Genomic DNA, 20,015 nt, shown 5'->3' on the forward strand with positions numbered 1-20,015 from the left:
CCTCCACTTAACGTATTGCTACCATTTTTGACGGGATTAAGGTCCTTTATACATATTTGCTAGGATACTTGAGTAAAATAATCTTTTAAGCATGACGCTTTACTTTGTGCACTGGAATCGATGCCCATTTCGGGGTGTTATGTTTTATTTTTGCCACTGTCACAGTCATATCGTCATCAATGATATCCGATTTCGAACGAATGACTTCCTCTAAAATTAAATCAGCAATTTCCTGCGGGTCATCGGTTTCTAATTCTAATAATTTCCGCTTCATCCATAAATCATAATTCTCTACATGGTTTGGTCCCTCAAACACCCCATCACTCATCATTACTAACAAATCGCCGGCTTTTAATTGCTCGCTGACGACATCGACTTCAAATTCCTGAAGAATTCCGATTGGCAGGTTGCTGGCCTGGATTTTAATGATCTTATTCCCCCGTTTAATGAAGCTTGGTGTTGAACCAATTTTTAGGAATTTTGCCGAAGCATTTTTCAAATCTATCATCGCCAAATCTAACGTTGAAAAGATCTCATCAGTTGTTCTTAGTGAAAGAATAGAATTAATTGATTTAATCGCTGTCCGCTCTTCAATCCCTGACTGGAGTATTTTTTGTAAAAGCTTTAGTGTTTCATTGCTTTCATAATGGGCTCTTTCACCGTTTCCCATTCCATCACTAATGGCAATCGCATACTTGCCCAAACCAAGTTCAATCGTTGAATAGCTGTCACCCGAAACCAAGCCGCCATCTTTAGCCGCATGGGCGGCCCCCGTTTCAACGATAAACGCCTTCGATGATCTGAAGGTGACATGACAGAAACCATTCGGAAAGGTTGCACACTCCTCCTTATTCACAACAATTGTTTCCTCCAGAATATCTGACAGCATCGGGGCAATTAATTTCTCACATTCCCCATGGCCATTACAGAATGGCACCGACATCTCTATATCGACATTTCCCGGATCCAGACTATAAATTTCCACCTGTTCAATATGAATCCCAAACCCTTGCATCGCCTCGATAATTTGCTCCTCCTGCTTGTGATGATTTTCCCTTTCCCGTTGAATTTCCTTGGCAAAGCTATCCATGACCTCAGAAACTCCTAATAATTGATCTGCAACAAGCTTCCGGCTCTCCTGAACCTGTTTCTTTAATTTTTGATTAGCCTGAAAAAAGGTTAATTGCTGGCCTATCGTTTCGTATACTTTTTTCGAACGTGTACAAAGCTTTTCCCAGTCTCTTGATAATTTAGTAGAGACTGCTCCATCATTTTGATCCATTTCGTGAATAATTTCCTCCATATAGGCATAGGTTGTATTAAAATTCTTTGCCCAGCATTGTTCCTTCTTAAAGCATGTTTGGCACGTTTTTTCCGTTACATTGCTCATAAAGTAATCCATTTCCCGGTCACTTTCAGTATCATCCTGAATGACTTCCATTTGAGAAAAGCTTTTTGATAGGGCATGAAACACACCAGAAAACTGCGAAACCCGCTGTGCCGTTACGTCGCGCATTTTCCTCATATATTTTTGCTGTTCGGCCGTGTATTCCGGTGTACCAGGTATATACTTTGCTAGTCTAGAGGTAAGAGCTTGTGGTGTTAAGAGGAATAAAAAAACAGCAGCAGTTGACTCTAAGACAGTTTTCAATAACGAGCCTCCCCCTTCCCCATACATTCCGATAAGGAGGGTGGCAATAAATAGGCCGATGGAAACACCGATTTTTTTCCCTTCCTTCATTAATCCGCCGAGCACGCCTGAGAAGGCTAGTAAACTCATATGGTAGAAGCTTGACACGCTTGCCAGGCTGAAAATCAACCCAGTCACCACTCCTACAGTAGAGCCGACTGTTGCTCCGGCAATAAAGGAAAACACTAGCACTAAGTAACGCGACATAATATGTTCAAGCGACAAATCATACACTTGCCAGCCAATGGTGCCCGTCATAATCGAAGCGAGCATAATAATGAGGCAGACGATTTCTTCTGTTTTTAACAGCTGTCTGCGCTTATTCAAGGTTAATAAAGGAATACTTTGTAAAAAAATCAGCGTCAGAATGAAGGCAAGGCTTGCCTGGACACCAACCATCATTAAATCATATAGAACCAACTGCTGCGATAGAATAAACGCTTCACCCAGTTTTCCAATTCCGAGGATCATCCCGACAAAAAAAGGCAGTGCTCTCATTTCATTTGTCAGCCACTTTTGACTGATCCGGAAAATGACCAAAAAGCAGATAGTGATGGTGAACGTAAAGGCGGCATTTGCAAGTGACAAGGTTGCTGCTCCGACGACTAGTCCAATCAGTGCCAGCGGGGCCCGCTCTCTTCTAATTAAATAAACAGAGGCAAAGAAAGGAAGGCAAAACGGGGTCAGCTTCGCCAGGATTAATGCTCGTCCAAGTAAAAATCCCACGAATAACAAAAGATAACCCTTTTTGATAAATAGGGACTCGAGCAGCGCATGGAATTTCCCGAGTCCACTCCCCAAAGCCGATTTTGATGGATGAAGGCTAACTTTCCCAACCGGTGCTATGAAACTTGCATTTGTCTTTTCCATAATCACACTCCCTAATCTTTGATATTGTGGACTATTATAAAGTTCATAGGCTTAAAAGTTTGTCAAAATAGTGAACAAGTTAAAATAATCGTTCGACGGTTTTCACTATAATCATTCAAATAACAATAACTACCTTTATTTATGTCGATTTAGGTTCACACAATGAAGGGGATTTTTCCTAAACGACAAAAAAGACAAGCCCGTTTGGACCTGTCTTACTATAAGTTATTTAGTGAAACCTGCTTTATCCGACAACAATTAAGCAGCAAGTTAACCCCGTCTAGCTCCTCTTCCTCCACGCTTAGACTCTGTGTGGCGCTTTAAGGAAGATAAACGATCTTCACTATCTTTTAAAAATTTGGCCATTTTCGATTCAAAGTTTTCTGGTCTAGGATTATTGCGATCGTTTGCTCTTCCTTGACGAGGGCGTTGTGAATGTGAATGGGATCTTTGCGGTGCTTCGGGTCTATCCTTTGCTTTTTTAATGGATAAGCCAATTTTCCCGTCCTTCTCAACATTGATGACTTTAACCTCAACTTGGTCGCCAACCTTAAGATGGTCGTTAATATCCTTTACATAATTGTCAGCAACCTCACTGATGTGCACAAGACCTGTTGAGCCCTCCGGCAGCTCCACGAACGCTCCGAAATTTGTAATCCCTGTTACCTTTCCCTGTAACTTGCTGCCTACTTCAATTGACATAAAAAGAATGTTCCTCCTTAAAATAATAAAAAATCAATCTTACTCTATATTATACAAAAAGTAAAAATTCAGTGTCAATATGACTACACATTGGTTCATTTTTCCTTCTTTGTTTCCGGAATATTAAAGATAATTTCGTTTTCCCCAGAGAAAAAAATTTCTTTTCTCGCAAGCTTGGCAATATATTCATCATCATTTAATTTAATGATATCCTCATTGAGGACTACTTGTTGCTGTTTTAATTTAGTCAACTGGGTGTTAAGCTGTTTCTTTTGAGCGATTTTTTCATCAAGTTTAGTGGTTTGGGAAAGATAACTGGAAATCATCAGATACGATAGAAAGCCTGCAAACACCACAAAGAGCGAGAGGCGTCTAAGTAACAATTTCCTTTTTCTAGCTGATGCGATTTCTGCGTATTCCTGCTGCTCGACATAGGTTGTCTGCATCTTTGACACATTTCTCTTTCGTTCCGCGCCCATTTCCCGTTAACCTCCTCACTCTTTTCGTTTTTTCCATCTATTAATCCACTTAATAATAGTATTCTTGATTCCCTTAAAATTTCCTGCTGTTTTATTATATAACTTCTCGACGGCTTTTTTAAGACCTTTCGGCATAAGTTTCCAAAAAATTAATACTATTGTTTGCAATGGTACTACGATTACTTTTAATAGTAATAGTAAAACTTTTAAAACAAATTTGACAAGGGTATAAAGACCCCTGCCAAGTACGAGAACGATGGTAATAACCAGTTGGATCAGACCAAGGATTGGTTTATAAATGAGCAGTTGAAAGGTTTTTCTCAAAAACTTGGTCACGGTAATGATCGTCTTGATTACAAACTCCAATAATTGCAGATAAATCCTTTTAAATAGACCTTGGTAGGCTGCAAACCCGCATATGAGCGCAATAAAGATATAGAACCTTATTTCTCCATTGTTAACAATAAATAAGGTGTAAAAAATAAGCAATGCTTGAATGATCCAAAATAATAGGTCATTACAGAAGACAATCCAAGTTTTTCGTTTTGGCCGATTTAAAAACCGTTGATACGTATCAAACATGGCGCCAAACAACGACCCCATTCCAATCATTGAAAGCATTGTGAGAAATTGCGTCGAAAGGGTCATCGGAATAACTTGCTAAAGAAGCCTTTAGCTTTCTCCCCATGCTGTTCATCCAAGTATTCGAGGTCAAAAATCTTCCCCTTGATAGAGACAATCCCCTTTTCGACATCCAAATTCTTCATCTGCAGGTTTTGTCCTTTGATGGCTAAAAACCCCATAACCGTTTCCAATAAGAATTCCTCATTATCAAAGCTTTCCACCTGTTTTACGCCGGTAATATCAAGAAGCCTTCTTCCTCTCATAATGACATCATGATCGGGAGCACTGCTTTTTGTGGTATTACTTTCATAATATTGGCTCATTTCCATCCCTCACAATCATTTGTACAACCTTTATGTAAAATGTATGTGAGGAACAGTCGGAATAGAACATCGAAAAGTCGGAAACGACTTGCTGGAGCTAGGCAATCAACCTAACTCAATGGATTCTCTGATGACCCAAGCTTTTCTTCCTTTAAGATGGTATACATCTCCGCCGCTTCGTCTTTGCGGGATGTTTCTTGAATCCGGTCAATTCTTGCCGTTACTTTTCTCTGGCCAAGGCGAATCGTTAATTCGTCGCCGACTTTAACCGTAGAGCTTGCCTTTGCCTCTTTCCCATTAATTTCAATTCTGCCTTGATCGGAGACTTCTTTGGCTAAGGTTCTCCGCTTAATTAATCTTGAAACCTTTAAAAACTTATCTAAACGCATGATTATTTCCCCTCTTTTCGTTTTGCTTCGTCCCAGAACTGATCGAGCTCTTCTAGTGTATAGTCCTCAAACGGCCTGCCGCTTGCCTTCACCTTTTCCTCGATGTACTGAAACCGGCGCGTAAACTTTTCATTTGTTTCATAAAGCGCTTCTTCGGGATGAATTTTTAAGAATCGGGCCACATTGACAAAGGCAAATAATATATCGCCAAATTCCCTTTTGGCGCGCTCGAGACCTTCCACCGTTCCATCCAACTCATTGACGAATTCTTCAAGCTCTTCCTTCACTTTCGCCAACGCAGGGGCAATCTCCTGCCAATCAAAGCCAACCTTCGCAGCTTTCTTTTGCAACTCATAGGCCCTTAACAGATTCGGTAACGATTTTGAGACCCCTTCAAGGATGGTGGATGGTGCTTCGCCTTTTTCCTGTTTCTTAATTTCCTGCCAATTTTGCAAAACTTCTTCACTATTTGCTACACTAACATTTCCGAACACATGGGGATGCCTGCGAATCATTTTTGCCGACACGCCTTCGATCACGTCATCAATGGAAAAATACCCATCATCCTCGCCAATTTGCGCATGGAGCAGCACCTGAAGCAGGACATCTCCCAGTTCTTCTATTAAGTGGTCAATATCTTCACTGTCAATCGCGTCAATGACTTCATACGTTTCTTCGATTAAGTACTTTTTTAATGACTCATGGGTTTGTTCCTTATCCCACGGGCAGCCGTTTGGACCCCTTAATTCAGAGATAATCGCGCACAGCTTCGAGAAATTTTTCAATAAAATTTCTTCTTCTGTCACTGGCGGGACATAGACAGAAGTGAGGTTATTGATTGAGATATTCCGGTCCAATTCATACAACGGCAGTTTTTCGATGTGCTCCTTTTTACTCCCGGCTGCCGTTACGATGTAAACCTGATAATCATCGGGTAATTTCTCCATTAACGTTAGCTTTACGTTTGAGGCCACGAACTGGTCGTATACTTGACTAATAATGATATGCTGGTCGATTTGCAACTGGGAGGACGCGAGAGCCGTGCCATCGAGCAGTTGAAACCCTTCAACCGGGTCAATTTTTAATGAAGCAAACAGGGCATCAAGAAAGCTCTGCCCGCCGCCAATGGTAATTTCCACTTCTTCCTTTGGTCCGTATTCCAAAAGAAGCTGTACCGTCCGCTCGGCAACGAGTGGGTGTCCGGGAACAGCATAAATTACTGCTTCCGTGTGGGCAAGATTCAATAATGTCCGGGCGATTTCCTCGTATACCGCTTCAAACTGATCGTATTTTTCATATACACTGTCAAAAGAGGTATAGGATAATCCTTCTTTTTCAAGTTCAGGAATGACCGGATGTTCTTTCGTTCTCAAAAATAGTTGCGGTGCTTGAAGTAGTTTCTTATATACGCCAACAGGCAGCTGCTCAAGGTCGCCTGCTCCTAAGCCAACAATTTCAATTTTTTTGACCATTGGTTAATTCCTTTCCTTTCGCGGGAGAAAATGAAGTAACTTGCTTCCAAATGGGAAAAGCCCCAATTCTTCTTCAAGAAATACGTTCCCCTTGATAATGATTACTAAAAAGATGAAGCCGCCGAGCGAAACAGCAGTTAACGATTGCAAGGCTGCTCCTAGCCGTTCTGCCCCAATCGTGGCAAAAAGATGATTAGTTACAAATAAATAACCTTTTAAAAACAAAACCATCGTGATCGCCGCTGTTAGCACTATTCTTAAAAAACGGGATGGAAACAGCGGGATTGCGATTATTTTTTTAAATTTAAGTAACAAGAAAACTGTGACCAGTCCTAAAGCCAAAAGCGAAGATATCGCCGCCCCCATCGTTCCAAAGAACGGAATGAAGACCATGTTTAATAGATATTTAAGCGGAAAGGTGATTACCACGGCTATTGCAGGATAAAGCAGACTGCCGAGTCCCTGCATGATCGCAATGATCGTTGAAATAATCGAGGTAAATAGAATAACAAAACCAAGCACCCCTAATACCGCTGATCCGTTGGCATTTTCAAACAGCATCACATTGGTTGGCCCGATAATCGCCCATAAACCCGCCGAAGCGCCCAGTCCAATCACGATACTTACCTTAATCGCTACTTGAATTTTATGATGTAAGAATTCCGGTTTTGTGGCTAATCGCTCACGGCTTATGAGCGGTACAAGCGTTAATGACATCGAGGCCGCAGCGACTGTCCCTAATTGAATTAGCGGCTGACCGCGGTCGAAAACCCCCTTTAAGCTTTTAGCGAGATCTTGTTCCGTGCCCTTTGCTACCAGTAGGGAGTATAAATTTAACGAATCTGCAAGCTGCATAAAAATCATCAGCATTCCGCTTAGACAAATCATCAGCCCTTGAACAGTAAGCATTTTAACAATCCGCTTTACTTCCAACGAGTTATTTTGCAGCATCCCCCTGCTTGGAGCGATTACTTTCCATTCTTTACGTTTCCGGACAAACATAAACAAAACGAGGCTCGCAATCATACTCCCGGTTATCGAGCCAACCATCGCCCCGCCGCCGACAAAATAAAGGGAATAGCCTTTTTCCATGAAAAGAGAAGCGAGAAAAATAATCGTCAAGACACGGATGGTTTGTTCCCCGACCTGGGATAACGCCGTCGGGACCATTTCGCCAATCGCTTGGTAATACCCTCTTAGTAGTGCAACAAACGGAAAGATCAAAAACACAATTGAGACAACCCTTAATAAGATTGCTAATTGCGGGTCCTTCATCCATCCTGCAATTTGTCCGGCTCCGCCATAAAGGATGAGGAAACAAACGATGCCGATGACCTGTAAATAAACGAAGGATACGAGAAGAAGCAGGCGGGATTTTTCATCATTGCCATTCTCTTTTTGTTCCGCATATAGCTTCGAAATCACCACCGGGAAACCCGTGGTCGACAGGACAATCGCCAATCCATAAAACGGATATACTTGCTGATATATGTAAAAACCAATATCTCCGACGATGTTTTGAAAAGGAATACGGTAAAACGCACTTAAAATTTTTGTAACGAGTGCGGCGATTGTTAAAATAAACGCGCCTTTAAACAACGCAGTTGAATGATTCACGGATTTCATTGCTTCACCTACTAACTAAACTAGAGGTAATTATAGCATAGTGGGGGTTTTAATGGATATTGCGGGAAAACCGGAACGGGTGTCAACTAAACTAATTTACTTTTCCGAATATTTTATTATATAATTATCATTGTGGTAAGAATTACCTTACGAAGGAGGTGTACAGGATGGTTTCAAAAGTGTCACAGCTTAAGTTAATGATTAATAACCTGTACATTCCTACAAGTCTACCATTCTATTCCTAACGAAACGGTAAATAGCCGTTTTGTGACCAAAAGACCTTGTAGCTGCAGGGTCTTTTATTTTTTTCAAATTTATGAAAGGGGGTTTTTAGCATGATCATTTTTCAATTAACTAATTTTTCAAACGTTGAGGTAATCGAGGATGGTTAGTGAAAAAATTCGCAATAGATGAGGAGCAAACAAATGAAAATCGTTGAATATCGTCATGATTTAGCTGAGAAGGTTGCCGATATGTGGAATCATAGCCGTGAAGGCTGGGGCGGCGGAAATGATATTTCGACCGCCGAGAGTATTCGGCATCAGGAAGAGAATTCGATTAATCTAAATACTTATTTAGCCATGGATGAAAATGGTGTCGCCGGATATTGCGGTGTCAGTGAGTACCGTGAGGATAGCGGTGCGCTCTACATCCCATTGCTTAACGTGCGCGAAGAATACCAAGGGAAAAAGATTGGCAAACAGCTGGTGCTTAAGGCAGTCGAACGAACCATTGAGTTGGGCTGGCCGAGACTCGACCTCTATACTTGGGGTGGCAATATAAAGGCCGTTCCCTTGTATAAAAAATGCGGATTCTTCTGGGAAAACCGCGATGACACCGTCCATCTGATGAACTTCATCCCCTCGGTCCTCACCACAGAGGCAGTCCAAGGCTTTTTTGAAAAAGCGGATTGGTACCATGACCGTAAAATGGAAATCGAAGTGAAGCCCGATGGCAGGAAAGAAAGTGGCTTTGATTTCTATGAGTATCAGTGGGAGAAGGATGGGCAGCGGCTGAGGATGGAATATGAACGAAAAGGCCGTGGGCTAAGATTAATTGAAACGGACGAATATTTAATCTCTGCCTCAATTGAACAGCAGGATCTGATCTTCGGTGCAGAATACCCGATTCAATTCAAAATAGAAAACAAAACGAATGAGCCGTTAACTATTGCGATTGAAGGGTTCGACGATCAAAATATCCACTTTGATTTTGCGAAACAGCTGACAGTGATGGACTCAGAGATTGTCGAAGGCAGATTCTTTGTCGGTGAAATCACCGAAGAACAAAATATTTGGCGTACCCACCCAACCGTGGCTGCTAAAGTGACCATCAATGGGAAAGAAGCCACTTTCAAGCTTGGTATTAATAGCAAGTACCCTGCCAAGGTAACGGCGAAAGTTCCGAATGAACTGCCCTTTCTTGAGAGCGACTCAGAGCTCTATTTAGAGTTGGAAAATCACTTTAATGAAGAAGTGCAATTCTCGTTTAAGTGGCCAAAAGCGCACTTTATTGATTTCGCAGATGAGCATGTGAACATATTGTTGGGAGCAAAAGAACGGAAGCTCTTCCCGATTCCTTACCGCTTAACGGAATACGGCTTTTATCAGCAGCCATTACAAATAAAAGCAGTAAAAAAATCAGGTGAAACGATATATTTTTCCAAAAAAATTGGCTTAGCGTTTTACGGGATGGGCGCTAAATTGACCGGAGAGTGTGACGATTATTGGCATACCTATAACGGACTCGCCCATGTGTACTTAAGTAAATTTGATAATCGCCTTTATTTAGGACGCGCTGGGTCCGCTGAAGAGGAAGTACCTTTCTTTTTCTATCCGAAGCTTGGCAAACCTTTTTCAAGCGAATTCTCGAAAAAGCGGCCTGATCACATCGAATTTTTTGAAGAAAAAGGCGCCGTTTGTCTAAAGGCCGTTTATCATTCACAGTCATATCCGGACCTGCAGCTGCACTCGATTGCCAAGGTTTATGCCGAAGGATTGATGGAGCATCATTATCAAATTCATAATCTTGCTGATGTGGCGACGAAGCAGGAAGTTTGGCTGAATGATAGTCATAATTTCGTCCAGAACATGTACGGCGTTGTTTTTCCTTATGATGGTCAGATGATGGAGATCAATGAATTGAAGGACGGAATGACTGGGTATTGGCAAAGTGATAAAGTCGATGAAAATTGGATTTTCAAGCGTGATCCTGCTCTTCCCAGCGGGATTTGCTGGAGCAGTGAGACAAAGGTTCAATTTGAACATTGGTTCTTATTCTTTGAACACAAACTTGGGGTGATTCCGGCCAATGGGGTAGCGAGGACAAAGCCGACTTATCTTTCAATGGGGGCATTTCCGACCTGGGAGGCTTTCCGGAAGTTTGCGCTTAAAAAAGGGCATCCTGTTGAGGCGGCAACCGCTCAACCAGTACAATTTTACCCAGAGAATCATAATCCGTTTGTTCAGGAACAGACGACCGTTCATTATAATAATGCGAAACTGGTCCATCTTGACGGTGAAATTAGTGTTCAGATTGAAGGTCAGGAGGCAGTAAAGAAACAACAGTTTTCTCAAGAAGATGCAAAAAGCGAAGCTGTTTTTCCGCTTCATTTCGAGGCCGAGTCAGGAGTGCAGCTCCTTAAGCTCAGTGCCGATCTAAAAACAGAACAATCTGAGCAGCGCTCTCTTATCATTTGCCCGGACAATACGGCGATACAAACCGAGCAATATGTCGAAGATGGAATCCCTGTTTATGAGGTAGATAATGGGCTGGTCAGCATTAAAGCGGCTCCGGACTTTTTCCCTGCCCTCTATTCGTTAACCTACAAGGGGCACGAGTGGCTCGATACGTCCTTCCCTGCACTAATACCTAAATCGTGGTGGAATCCTTGGGCCGGCGGAATTCGCAATGCATTATTAAACATATCCAGTAATTCCCTTGTAAAAGAGGAACGGTCAGTGGAGTTTGTTACCATCACCGATAACAAAGGAAACCGCTGGACGGGTATTAAGCTCCAGGTTCAAATTTTACAGCACGAATCCTTTAAGGGGCTTACCTACAACCAATATTATTTACTGCAGCCGGGGGCACCAGTAATGTGCCATACCACCGAAATTCTGCAAGAAACCAATCAGTATTTTAAGTATGAGGGCTGGTATAGCCAAGCTGCTTTTAAAAATATGGAAAATAGCTGGATCGAGTATCAGCCTAGTCAGAAAGCTTATTTTGGAAAAGGTGAGATGGAAATTGATGTGAAACAAAGCTTTACCATTGGTCATGAAGCTGTTTCTGAAAAACTACAGGTCATCTCTGATTACCAGGCGGGAAAATCAGATCTTTACCTAAATAAAGAAGTCGCCCATCATACGGTTTTTTCAAAGCTGCATTTACGACATGGAGAAACCTATTGGACTGCACCGATTTTCTATCTGTTTAATGATGAGAAGATTCCTGAAGATGCGCTCCAAGATTTAAAAAATATTCGCTTTTGTGGTACTAGCAGCTGAGAGGAGACGAGTGTGTGATGCGAATTATTGATGCCCATATGCATTTTTCTAATATTTCAAGCTTTAAGGAGACTGCCAGGAATCTGTCGAAGCTGGATTATTCATCTGAAGGTTTATGGCAGGAGTATCGTGATGCGAATGTGGTGCTTGGAATTGCCATGGGATTAACAGAAACCAAAGCGGATGGCTTCCCGGATTATGAAGCGGCGACGCCGATGGATCTTGATTTAGAAGAACAGCTTCCCGCAAATATCTGTTATTGTCCCGGGATTAACCCGTATCGATTAGGCGCTCAAGAATTGGCGGCACTTGAGGCGCTTCTAGAGAAACCGGAGGTAGTCGGGATCAAGATTTATCTTGGCTATTATCCGTTCTATGCCTATGATGAGGTCTACAGTCCCGTTTATGAGTTGGCAATTAAATATGGGCTACCAGTTGTGTTTCATACGGGCGATACGTATTCGGAACGCGGCTTGCTGAAATATGCTCACCCGCTTACCATTGATGAAGTGGCGGTGAAATATCGCGAGATTAACTTCATGATGGCGCACTTTGGCGACCCGTGGGTCCTTGATGGTGCTGAAGTTTTGTATAAGAATCGCAATATGTATGCGGACTTATCCGGACTGCTTGTCGGTACAAAGGTTGATTTGCAGAAAAAGCTGGAGTCACCTTACTTTTTTAACCACTTGAAACATGCGCTAGCCTTTACCGATGATTACTCGAAGTTTCTGTTTGGCACCGACTGGCCTTTAGTTCAAGTGCAGCCCTATATTGATTTGATGAAGAAGCTCATTCCCAGAGAAGCGCATGAAGACTTGTTTTTTAATAATGCGGTAAAGCTGTTTCCGAAAATTAAGCGTTTTATAGAATAAGTAACAAAAGGTGAGACCTAGAGATTAGAGATTATACTTCAGAATACGGATTTTTTTAGGGAGAATTGAGTTTTTTCCTAAATAAAATTTGTAAAACGGCCTTTAAAAGGTCGTTTTTTTTGTTTTTTATTGACCACCAAACTTCGGAAAAATCTTTTGGCTATTTTCCAGTGGGTTTTGGCTATTTTTCATAGAGTTTTGGCTACTTTTCAAGGGGTTTTGGCTATTTTTTAAGACATTATGGCTATTTATTTAGGAGTTTTGGCTAATTAGACATTTATTAGAAAAAACCTAAGATTCTAAAAGAACCATCTCACCCTTTCATATCGGGAAAAAAAGACAGCCTAGGCTGTCTTTTTCAGTTAAGATTCCATTTGTCGCGCTAAGAACCCCGCGGCTGTTTCTACTGCTTTTTGTTCTACTTCACCTAGGGTTCCTTCTTTAGAATAGATAATGACCGCCCCAATCGGGTCGCCATTTGCGATAATTGGGCCAATCGTATAGGAAGAAACGGATTCTTCATTTCCATCAGCTAAAGCAATATCTGCCTGCTGGGTATGGAGAACTGAGTTGCGCTCTTCCATTGTTTTTTCCACTAAATCGCTAATATTTTTATTTAAATAATCCTTCTTAGAACTGCCTGCTAAAGCAATATACGTATCTCGATCACAAATTAATACCGGGTTTCCGAGGCTGTCAAATAGAGCTTCTGCATACTCTTTGGCAAAATCGCTTAATTCGCTGATTGGTGAATACTTCTTTAAAATGACTTCCCCGTCTCGATCAACAAAAATCTCTAACGGATCCCCTTCGCGGATACGCAGGGTTCTGCGTATTTCTTTGGGAATGACAACGCGACCCAAATCATCAATTCGACGAACTATTCCAGTTGCTTTCATCCAATGTTGCCTCACTTTCATCTGATGATTTTTCAACTTGGTGGTTGACTTCTTTTCCTTTAATTGAAATCATCACCAACTTTGAACTTAGTATCTTTCAACTGGAAAGTTCTATACACATCCGGAATATTTTTTCACAAATAAAGTAAATAGTCTAACAACTGGAAGAAAACCCACTGTTTAAAACTAAATCATTTCACCGAATTTTCCTTATCCCTTTTAGCCAGCGGGATTCCTTTTATCATTTCAAGGACGATATGGAGCCACTGTGTTGTCCGGTACTCCTTATTATTAATCACGACTTTTAGCCTGGACCCTTCCATTCCCGGGTTTACATTCCTGCCAAATTGGCTGCCGAGTCGGAAGATTTTGCTGCCATCAATTGTCTTTGTCACTTCTTCACTGATAAGAATAGTTACCTCTTGTTTGACTTGCTTAATTTGTTCCACACCATTAGTTAGTGCATACACTTTCATTTCGGCAATCTGGAACAGGTAGGAAACTTCGTCAGGATACTCGCCAAAACGGTCAAGCATTTCTGACTGCAGCTCGGCGATATCCTCGAGTGAAACAGCGCCCCTGAACCGCTTATACATCTCGATTTTTTGATGTCCATCCTTAATATAGGAGTCCGGAATATAGGCATCAATCTCAAGGTCAATTTCAACTGACTTTTTCACTTCAGCCGCTCCCAAGTCTCCCTTTCGTTCTTCAATTGCTTCCTTCAGCATTTGCGAATAAAGGTCAAAACCAACGGAGTCAATAAAGCCGTGCTGCTGGGCACCTAATAAGTTTCCGGCGCCGCGAATCGACAAATCACGCATTGCAATTTTAAAGCCAGAGCCTAATTCGGTAAATTCCTTAATGGCTTGGAGACGTTTTTCTGCAACCTCTGTTAAAACCTTATCCTTCCGGTAGGTGAAATAGGCATATGCGACCCGATTGGACCTGCCTACACGGCCGCGGAGCTGATAAAGCTGGGACAGTCCCATCCGGTCAGCATCAAAGACGAGCAATGTATTGACGTTTGGAATATCAACACCCGTTTCAATGATGGTCGTACTCACAAGCACATCAAATTCGCCGGCCAAGAAACTAATCATCACCGACTCCAATTCATTTTCCGTCATTTGTCCGTGGGCATAGGTCACGCGTGCGTCAGGCACCAGCATGGAAATTTCCTCTGCCTTCCGCTCAATATCCTCCACCCTGTTATATAAAAAGTAGACTTGTCCGTCGCGGGCCAGTTCCCGTTCAATTGCCTCACGGACTAGTGAACCGTTGTACTCCATTACATACGTCTGAACCGGGAAGCGATTTTCCGGCGGTGTTTCAATGACCGAAAGATCCCGGACACCGAGCATAGACATGTGCAGCGTCCTTGGAATCGGTGTCGCCGTTAATGTTAACACATCAACATTTGTCTTTACCTTCTTGATTTTTTCCTTATGGGTTACACCAAATCGCTGCTCTTCATCGACAATCAACAGCCCTAAATCGCGGTAGATAATATCCTTCGAAAGCAGGCGATGGGTGCCGACAACAATATCGATCGTCCCTGCCTTTAAGCCCTTTATCGTTTCCGTCTGCTGTTTCTTGGAACGGAAGCGGCTCAAAAGACCGATATTAATCGGATAGTCCTGGAATCGCTCCCTCAATGTTTCAAAGTGCTGCTGTGCCAAAATCGTCGTCGGTACAAGTAAGGCTACTTGTTTTCCGTCGGCAATGGCCTTGAAGGCCGCCCTGATTGCCACCTCTGTTTTCCCATAACCAACATCGCCGCACAATAGGCGGTCCATCGGACGCGAACGTTCCATATCCTTTTTAATCTCATGAATCGAGCGGAGCTGATCCTCTGTCTCTTGGTAAGCGAAGGAAGTTTCAAATTCTCTTTGCAAATCTCCGTCAGGCGCATAAGCATATCCTACCGAAGCTTCTCGTTCGGCATATAACTTAATTAAATCATCGGCAATATCTTGAACTGATGATTCAACCTTCTTCTTCACTTTTTTCCAATCGGTTCCGCCAAGTTTATAAACCTTTGGCTCTTTGCCTTCCGAGCCAACATACTTCTGAACAAGGTCAATTTGTTCAACAGGAACATACAGTTTATCGGATCCTTGATAGCGGATGTGGAGATAATCTTTATGGATTCCATTGATAACAAGGGTTTCGATGCCTAAATATTTGCCAATCCCATGATTCACATGAACGACATAATCGCCAATTTTGAGCTCCGAATAACTTTTTATCCGCTCGGCATTGGATAACTTTTGCCGGCTTGCCGGTTTTTTCACCCGTTTATTAAAAAGTTCTTCCTCGGTAATAACCGCAATTTTTTGGATTGAAAGTTCAAAGCCTGTATGGAGATTGCCCTTCATTATTTGAACCTTGCCCGGCAAGATTTGCTGAGTTTCTTTGATAATACTGCCCTCAATCTCATAGTCTTCAAGGACACGCTCGAGCTTTTTAACCCGCTCTTCATCTGCTCCTAAAAATAAAATAGAATAATTTCCTTTTTTCCACCTGTCGATTTCCGCTTTTAATAGATGCATTTGCCCGTGAAAGTTCTGCATTTGCTTACAAGAAATATTGAGAATATTTTGCGGGCTTGTATTGGCGACATGCCGCAAAAACAAGGACATATACAGAATCGGGAATCCCTTCTTATGCAAAAGGGCCGGTAAGTCATGAGAAATATGTAAATCATGAATGATTTCACCTTCTGCGAGTAAACCGGTATACCATTCTGCTTCCTCTTTTACAAGAGAATCATTCATCTCTTGCACCCTGCTAATTTCATCAATAAACACAAGACCGTTATTAGGCAGATAGTCTAGTAAACTATGAGGCCGGTCGTAGGCTAAGGATAGGTATTTATATACTTGATCAGGCTTTTGTCTGTTTTTTAACTGCTCAAGCTCGTGGCTGATATTTTGCGTCAGCAGCATTTTTGCCTTGTCATCTTTCAACTTTCTAAGGCTGCTAGCCAAGCCATCTTCAAGCTTAGCAATAATCCTGCCATAATCCTCGTCTTCTAGCAGGATTTCAGTTGCCGGACCAACCAATACCTCACTTACTTTCTCTTTGGAACGCTGGTCCTCAAGAGAAAAGTAACGAATTGAATCTACTTCCGTGTCAAATAATTCGATTCTCAGCGGGTTTGCTTCGGTAAGCGGGTAAATATCAATAATTCCGCCCCTGACACTGAATTCCCCCGGGGTTGTTATCATTTCAGCCCGGACATAGCCCATTTTGACAAATGTTAATAATAACTTATCAATATTGATATCTTCCCCTAGCTTGATGGACAGCTGATATTGTTTCCACAATGCCTTTGGGGTGATTATTTTCTTTAACCCGGCAATAGGGACAATTAATACTCCTCGATTAAACCTCGACCAGTGATTTAAGGCTTCGATTCTTTGTGCCTTTAATTCTGGGCTGGCAATGCTTAGCTCCGCTGCTATTAATTCGTTCGCTGGGAAAAGAAAAACCTCATTCTCCCCTAATAGATTGGCAATATCGTCATAGAGTTTTTGTGCTTGTAATAGATTGTGGGTTACAAGGATGATTGGCCTTTTCATTTGTTCGTAAATAGCAGCGGTCATGACCGTTCTAGACGAACCTGATAAACCCGCAATCAACTGTTCTTTCAACCCTTCTTCCACGCCGGCAATAACGGAGTGGATATCTTCCTGCTGGAGGAATAAGGACTTTAATCCGTTCAAGCGGTTCTCCTCCCTTCCATTAAAAATAAATCATTTTGGCAGTAAAAAAATATAAATAGAAAAACGCTTTGGAGGTACATCCAAAGCAAAAAATTAGTGAATAAGAAAATCGTATTGGTGGTAATCGGGATTCCGTTCTAAAGCTTCTTGACAGTCCTCGCATATAGCTGTGATATGGATGTCGCCGGTTGCGTCGTAAGCAACCATTTCCTGTCTCTCTTGTTCCGTCAGTTTATGAAGCCCAAGAGTTTCTGAGTGGACGGAAGTTCTATCAATAGACCCTAGTTTTGTACCACAATGCCGGCAATGGTAATGGATGGCCACGCTGGTCCCTCCCTAATCTATGATTCCTTATTAGTATTAACTATCGCGAGGGAACTTATTCAACGTGTATACGTACTTCTCTATCAACTAACATTCAAAAAATTATAGGATTGCTTTATTGTATGAAAGAAGGACTTGTATCATGAAGAAATTACTGATTAAATTCATTCATAACTTGAAGAAAAGGCTTCTCTAGCCATGCAAGGCAAGAGTCAGCACTTTTTTTCACGGATTCCTCGGTAAATGCCTTCTCATCCGGCCGGAAACGGCCAAGAACGTAATCAGGAACACTAATCGTCCCTGGCTGAGGGCGGTCAATGCCAATCCGAATGCGGTTAAACTGCTGCGTGCCCAGGTGAGCAACGGTTGATTTTATGCCATTGTGTCCGCCCGGGCTTCCCTTTTGGCGAAGCCTGATTTTTCCAACCGGTAAATCAAGGTCATCATAAATAACAAGCAGGTCTTCGATCTCTATTTGATAGTAATCCATCACAGCTCGAATTGATTCTCCCGATAAATTCATATAGGTTAGCGGTTTTAATAGTAATACCTTTTCCCCTTTATGTATTCCCATTCCGTACAGTCCCTTAAATTTGGATTGTGTTAGCGGGATATTTAATTGACTTGATAAAACATCAATGACCTCAAAGCCAATATTGTGCCTTGTATGTTCATACTGTTTTCCCGGGTTACCTAAACCAACGATTAATTTCATCGGCCCCCCTACCTCCTCCGGTTTAGCCAACCTTTTAAAAATTTTTCGAAACATCGTCTTTTTCTCCTACTCTATATTATGCGACAAAAGACGTAACCTTAAAAAAGGTTACGTCGGCTTTTTTATTCCGGAGTTGTTTCTCTGCCTTCTTCATTGTCAGGGTGGCCTTCTTCTTGCTGCTCACCCGAATTTATTTCTTCTTCTGCCTGTGGAGGCAGAATGGATGCGACCACATCGACTTCATCATGATTGATTTCAAACTCTGTACCTTGATATGGAATATCAGCAACTGTCAGTGTCTCTCCTACTTGCAAGCTGGTAACATCCACTTCAATTTGCTGGGGAATTTGGTCTGGTGTAGCCGTAACCGATAGCTCATGAAATGGCTGCTGCAGGACCCCGCCATCCTTTACTCCTGCTGCATCGCCAGTTAGAACAACCCTTACATTCACTGTAATTTTTGATGACTTATCAACGGCAAGAAAATCAGCATGAATGATTTCATTTTTTATAAAGTTCTCTTGATATTCGGTTAAAATGACATCCTGTTTACTGCCATTGATATCAAGGGAAATAACTCCATTTCTGCCGACTGTGCGCATCGTTTTGGTTAAATCAGCTGAGCTGATATATACCGGTTTGCTTTCTACTTTCGAACCGTAAATGATCGCAGGAATATTGCCATTATCTCTAATTTTCCGCAAGGCGGAGCGGCGAAACTCTTTCCGTTCATTCGCTTGTAAGACTGTACTCATCGTTTGTCACCTTCCTATTTTAGATACAACTATCTATATAGAAATACCCCAAAACAGGAAGAATTAAACATTATTTAATCAAATAATGTACTTACTGATTGCTCTTCGTGAACGCGGATAATCGCTTCACCAATTAACGGTGCAACCGATAGATGAATAATTTTATCCGTCTTTTTCTCTTCCGGAAGTTGAATAGAGTTCGTAACGACTAATTCTTTTATTTTTGAGTTTTGAATTCTTTCAATCGCTGGACCTGATAATACTGGATGTGTACAGCAAGCATATACTTCTGCCGCCCCATTTTCTACTAAGGCATTGGCTGCAAGTGTAATTGTTCCTGCTGTATCAATAATATCATCAATCAGGATTGCTACTTTTCCTTCAATGTTACCGACGATGTTCATGACTTCCGCCACATTCGGTCTTGGACGGCGTTTGTCAATAATCGCAATTGGTGCTTTTAAACGTTCTGCCATTTTCCTTGCTCTTGTTACACCGCCATGATCTGGAGAAACAATTACAATATCACCATTCAATTCCTTGTTCTTAAAGTATTCTGATAAAATCGGCACACCCATCAGGTGATCAATTGGAATATCAAAGAATCCTTGAATTTGCGGCGCGTGCAAATCTAGACAGATTACACGGGTTGCCCCGGCAGTCTCAAGCAGGTTTGCCACCAATTTAGCCGTAATCGGTTCACGGGCACGTGCCTTACGGTCCTGACGAGCATAGCCATAGTATGGCATGACAATGTTAATTGTTTTCGCAGATGCTCTTTTTAAGGCATCAATCATGATTAACAATTCCATAATATTGTCATTTACAGGTAAGCTGGTTGATTGAATCACATACACGTCACAGCCGCGGATGCTTTCTTCAATATTAATTTGGATTTCTCCATCGCTAAACTTTGAGACGGAACATTTTCCAAGTTCCACGCCGATAACCTTGGCAATTTCTTGTGCAAGCGGAATATTTGAATTTAAACTGAATACCTTTAAGTTCGGATCTAAATATTGATTAGACATT

16 protein-coding genes are annotated in these 20,015 nt (G+C 41.8%); 2 read left to right on the forward strand and 14 right to left on the reverse strand.

Annotated elements, in window-relative coordinates:
- Nucleotides 1–85 precede the first annotated feature (85 nt).
- From spoIIE to AA980_RS23445, 8 genes are all read right to left on the reverse strand, one after another.
- Nucleotides 86–2,560, reverse strand: coding sequence for a stage II sporulation protein E (gene spoIIE, locus AA980_RS23410; protein ID WP_024026456.1), 2,475 nt, complete (start codon nt 2,558–2,560; stop codon nt 86–88).
- 270 nt (nt 2,561–2,830) lie between these two features.
- Nucleotides 2,831–3,262, reverse strand: a complete 432-nt coding sequence (locus tag AA980_RS23415; protein WP_024026455.1) for a S1 domain-containing RNA-binding protein — start codon at nt 3,260–3,262, stop codon at nt 2,831–2,833.
- Between the two features lie 95 nt (nt 3,263–3,357).
- Nucleotides 3,358–3,741 carry an FtsB family cell division protein gene (locus tag AA980_RS23420; RefSeq protein WP_024026454.1) on the reverse strand — a complete coding sequence of 128 codons (384 nt, stop codon included), beginning with the start codon at nt 3,739–3,741 and terminating at the stop codon, nt 3,358–3,360.
- A 15-nt stretch (nt 3,742–3,756) separates the two neighbouring features.
- Nucleotides 3,757–4,389, reverse strand: coding sequence for a spore cortex biosynthesis protein YabQ (gene yabQ, locus AA980_RS23425; protein WP_024026453.1), 633 nt, complete (start codon nt 4,387–4,389; stop codon nt 3,757–3,759).
- Nucleotides 4,386–4,688, reverse strand: a complete 303-nt coding sequence (gene yabP, locus AA980_RS23430; protein WP_024026452.1) for a sporulation protein YabP — start codon at nt 4,686–4,688, stop codon at nt 4,386–4,388. The genes yabQ and yabP overlap by 4 nt, the downstream gene beginning before the upstream one ends.
- A gap of 110 nt (nt 4,689–4,798) precedes the next feature.
- The gene (locus tag AA980_RS23435; RefSeq protein WP_024026451.1) at nt 4,799–5,077 is read right to left on the reverse strand and encodes an RNA-binding S4 domain-containing protein; all 279 of its coding nucleotides are present in this window, start codon (nt 5,075–5,077) and stop codon (nt 4,799–4,801) included.
- A gap of 2 nt (nt 5,078–5,079) precedes the next feature.
- Complete coding sequence (gene yabN / locus AA980_RS23440) at nt 5,080–6,549, reverse strand: bifunctional methyltransferase/pyrophosphohydrolase YabN (protein WP_024026450.1); 1,470 nt, start codon at nt 6,547–6,549, stop codon at nt 5,080–5,082.
- Nucleotides 6,550–6,552: 3 nt separating this feature from the next.
- Entirely contained in the window at nt 6,553–8,175 is a 1,623-nt protein-coding gene (locus AA980_RS23445) for a putative polysaccharide biosynthesis protein (protein WP_024026449.1), read from the reverse strand.
- A 425-nt stretch (nt 8,176–8,600) separates the two neighbouring features.
- Between AA980_RS23445 and AA980_RS23450 the strand changes: the two genes are divergently transcribed.
- Together AA980_RS23450 and AA980_RS23455 are read left to right on the forward strand one after the other, a co-directional pair.
- A complete protein-coding gene (locus AA980_RS23450; RefSeq protein ID WP_024026448.1) occupies nt 8,601–11,684 on the forward strand; it encodes a GNAT family N-acetyltransferase in 3,084 nt (1,027 codons plus the stop codon).
- Nucleotides 11,685–11,701: 17 nt separating this feature from the next.
- Complete coding sequence (locus AA980_RS23455) at nt 11,702–12,559, forward strand: amidohydrolase family protein (protein WP_024026447.1); 858 nt, start codon at nt 11,702–11,704, stop codon at nt 12,557–12,559.
- Between the two features lie 362 nt (nt 12,560–12,921).
- Here AA980_RS23455 and spoVT read toward each other — a convergent pair whose 3' ends face one another.
- From spoVT to AA980_RS23485, 6 genes are all read right to left on the reverse strand, one after another.
- The gene (gene spoVT, locus AA980_RS23460; protein WP_024026446.1) at nt 12,922–13,458 is read right to left on the reverse strand and encodes a stage V sporulation protein T; all 537 of its coding nucleotides are present in this window, start codon (nt 13,456–13,458) and stop codon (nt 12,922–12,924) included.
- Nucleotides 13,459–13,649: 191 nt separating this feature from the next.
- Nucleotides 13,650–17,189: a transcription-repair coupling factor gene (gene mfd / locus AA980_RS23465; RefSeq protein ID WP_024026445.1), complete on the reverse strand. Its 3,540-nt coding sequence runs from the start codon at nt 17,187–17,189 to the stop codon at nt 13,650–13,652.
- A gap of 93 nt (nt 17,190–17,282) precedes the next feature.
- Nucleotides 17,283–17,513 (reverse strand): anti-sigma-F factor Fin family protein, encoded by a 231-nt coding sequence (locus AA980_RS23470; RefSeq protein ID WP_024026444.1) that lies wholly within the window; start codon nt 17,511–17,513, stop codon nt 17,283–17,285.
- Nucleotides 17,514–17,664: 151 nt separating this feature from the next.
- Nucleotides 17,665–18,228 carry an aminoacyl-tRNA hydrolase gene (pth, locus tag AA980_RS23475; RefSeq protein WP_024026443.1) on the reverse strand — a complete coding sequence of 188 codons (564 nt, stop codon included), beginning with the start codon at nt 18,226–18,228 and terminating at the stop codon, nt 17,665–17,667.
- A gap of 122 nt (nt 18,229–18,350) precedes the next feature.
- A complete protein-coding gene (locus tag AA980_RS23480; RefSeq protein WP_024026442.1) occupies nt 18,351–18,983 on the reverse strand; it encodes a 50S ribosomal protein L25/general stress protein Ctc in 633 nt (210 codons plus the stop codon).
- A 74-nt stretch (nt 18,984–19,057) separates the two neighbouring features.
- Nucleotides 19,058–20,014 carry a ribose-phosphate diphosphokinase gene (locus AA980_RS23485; RefSeq protein WP_024026441.1) on the reverse strand — a complete coding sequence of 319 codons (957 nt, stop codon included), beginning with the start codon at nt 20,012–20,014 and terminating at the stop codon, nt 19,058–19,060.
- Nucleotide 20,015: the final 1 nt, after the last annotated feature.

This window comes from Neobacillus vireti, from assembly GCF_001026695.1.
Lineage (GTDB): Bacteria > Bacillota > Bacilli > Bacillales > Cytobacillaceae > Neobacillus > Neobacillus vireti.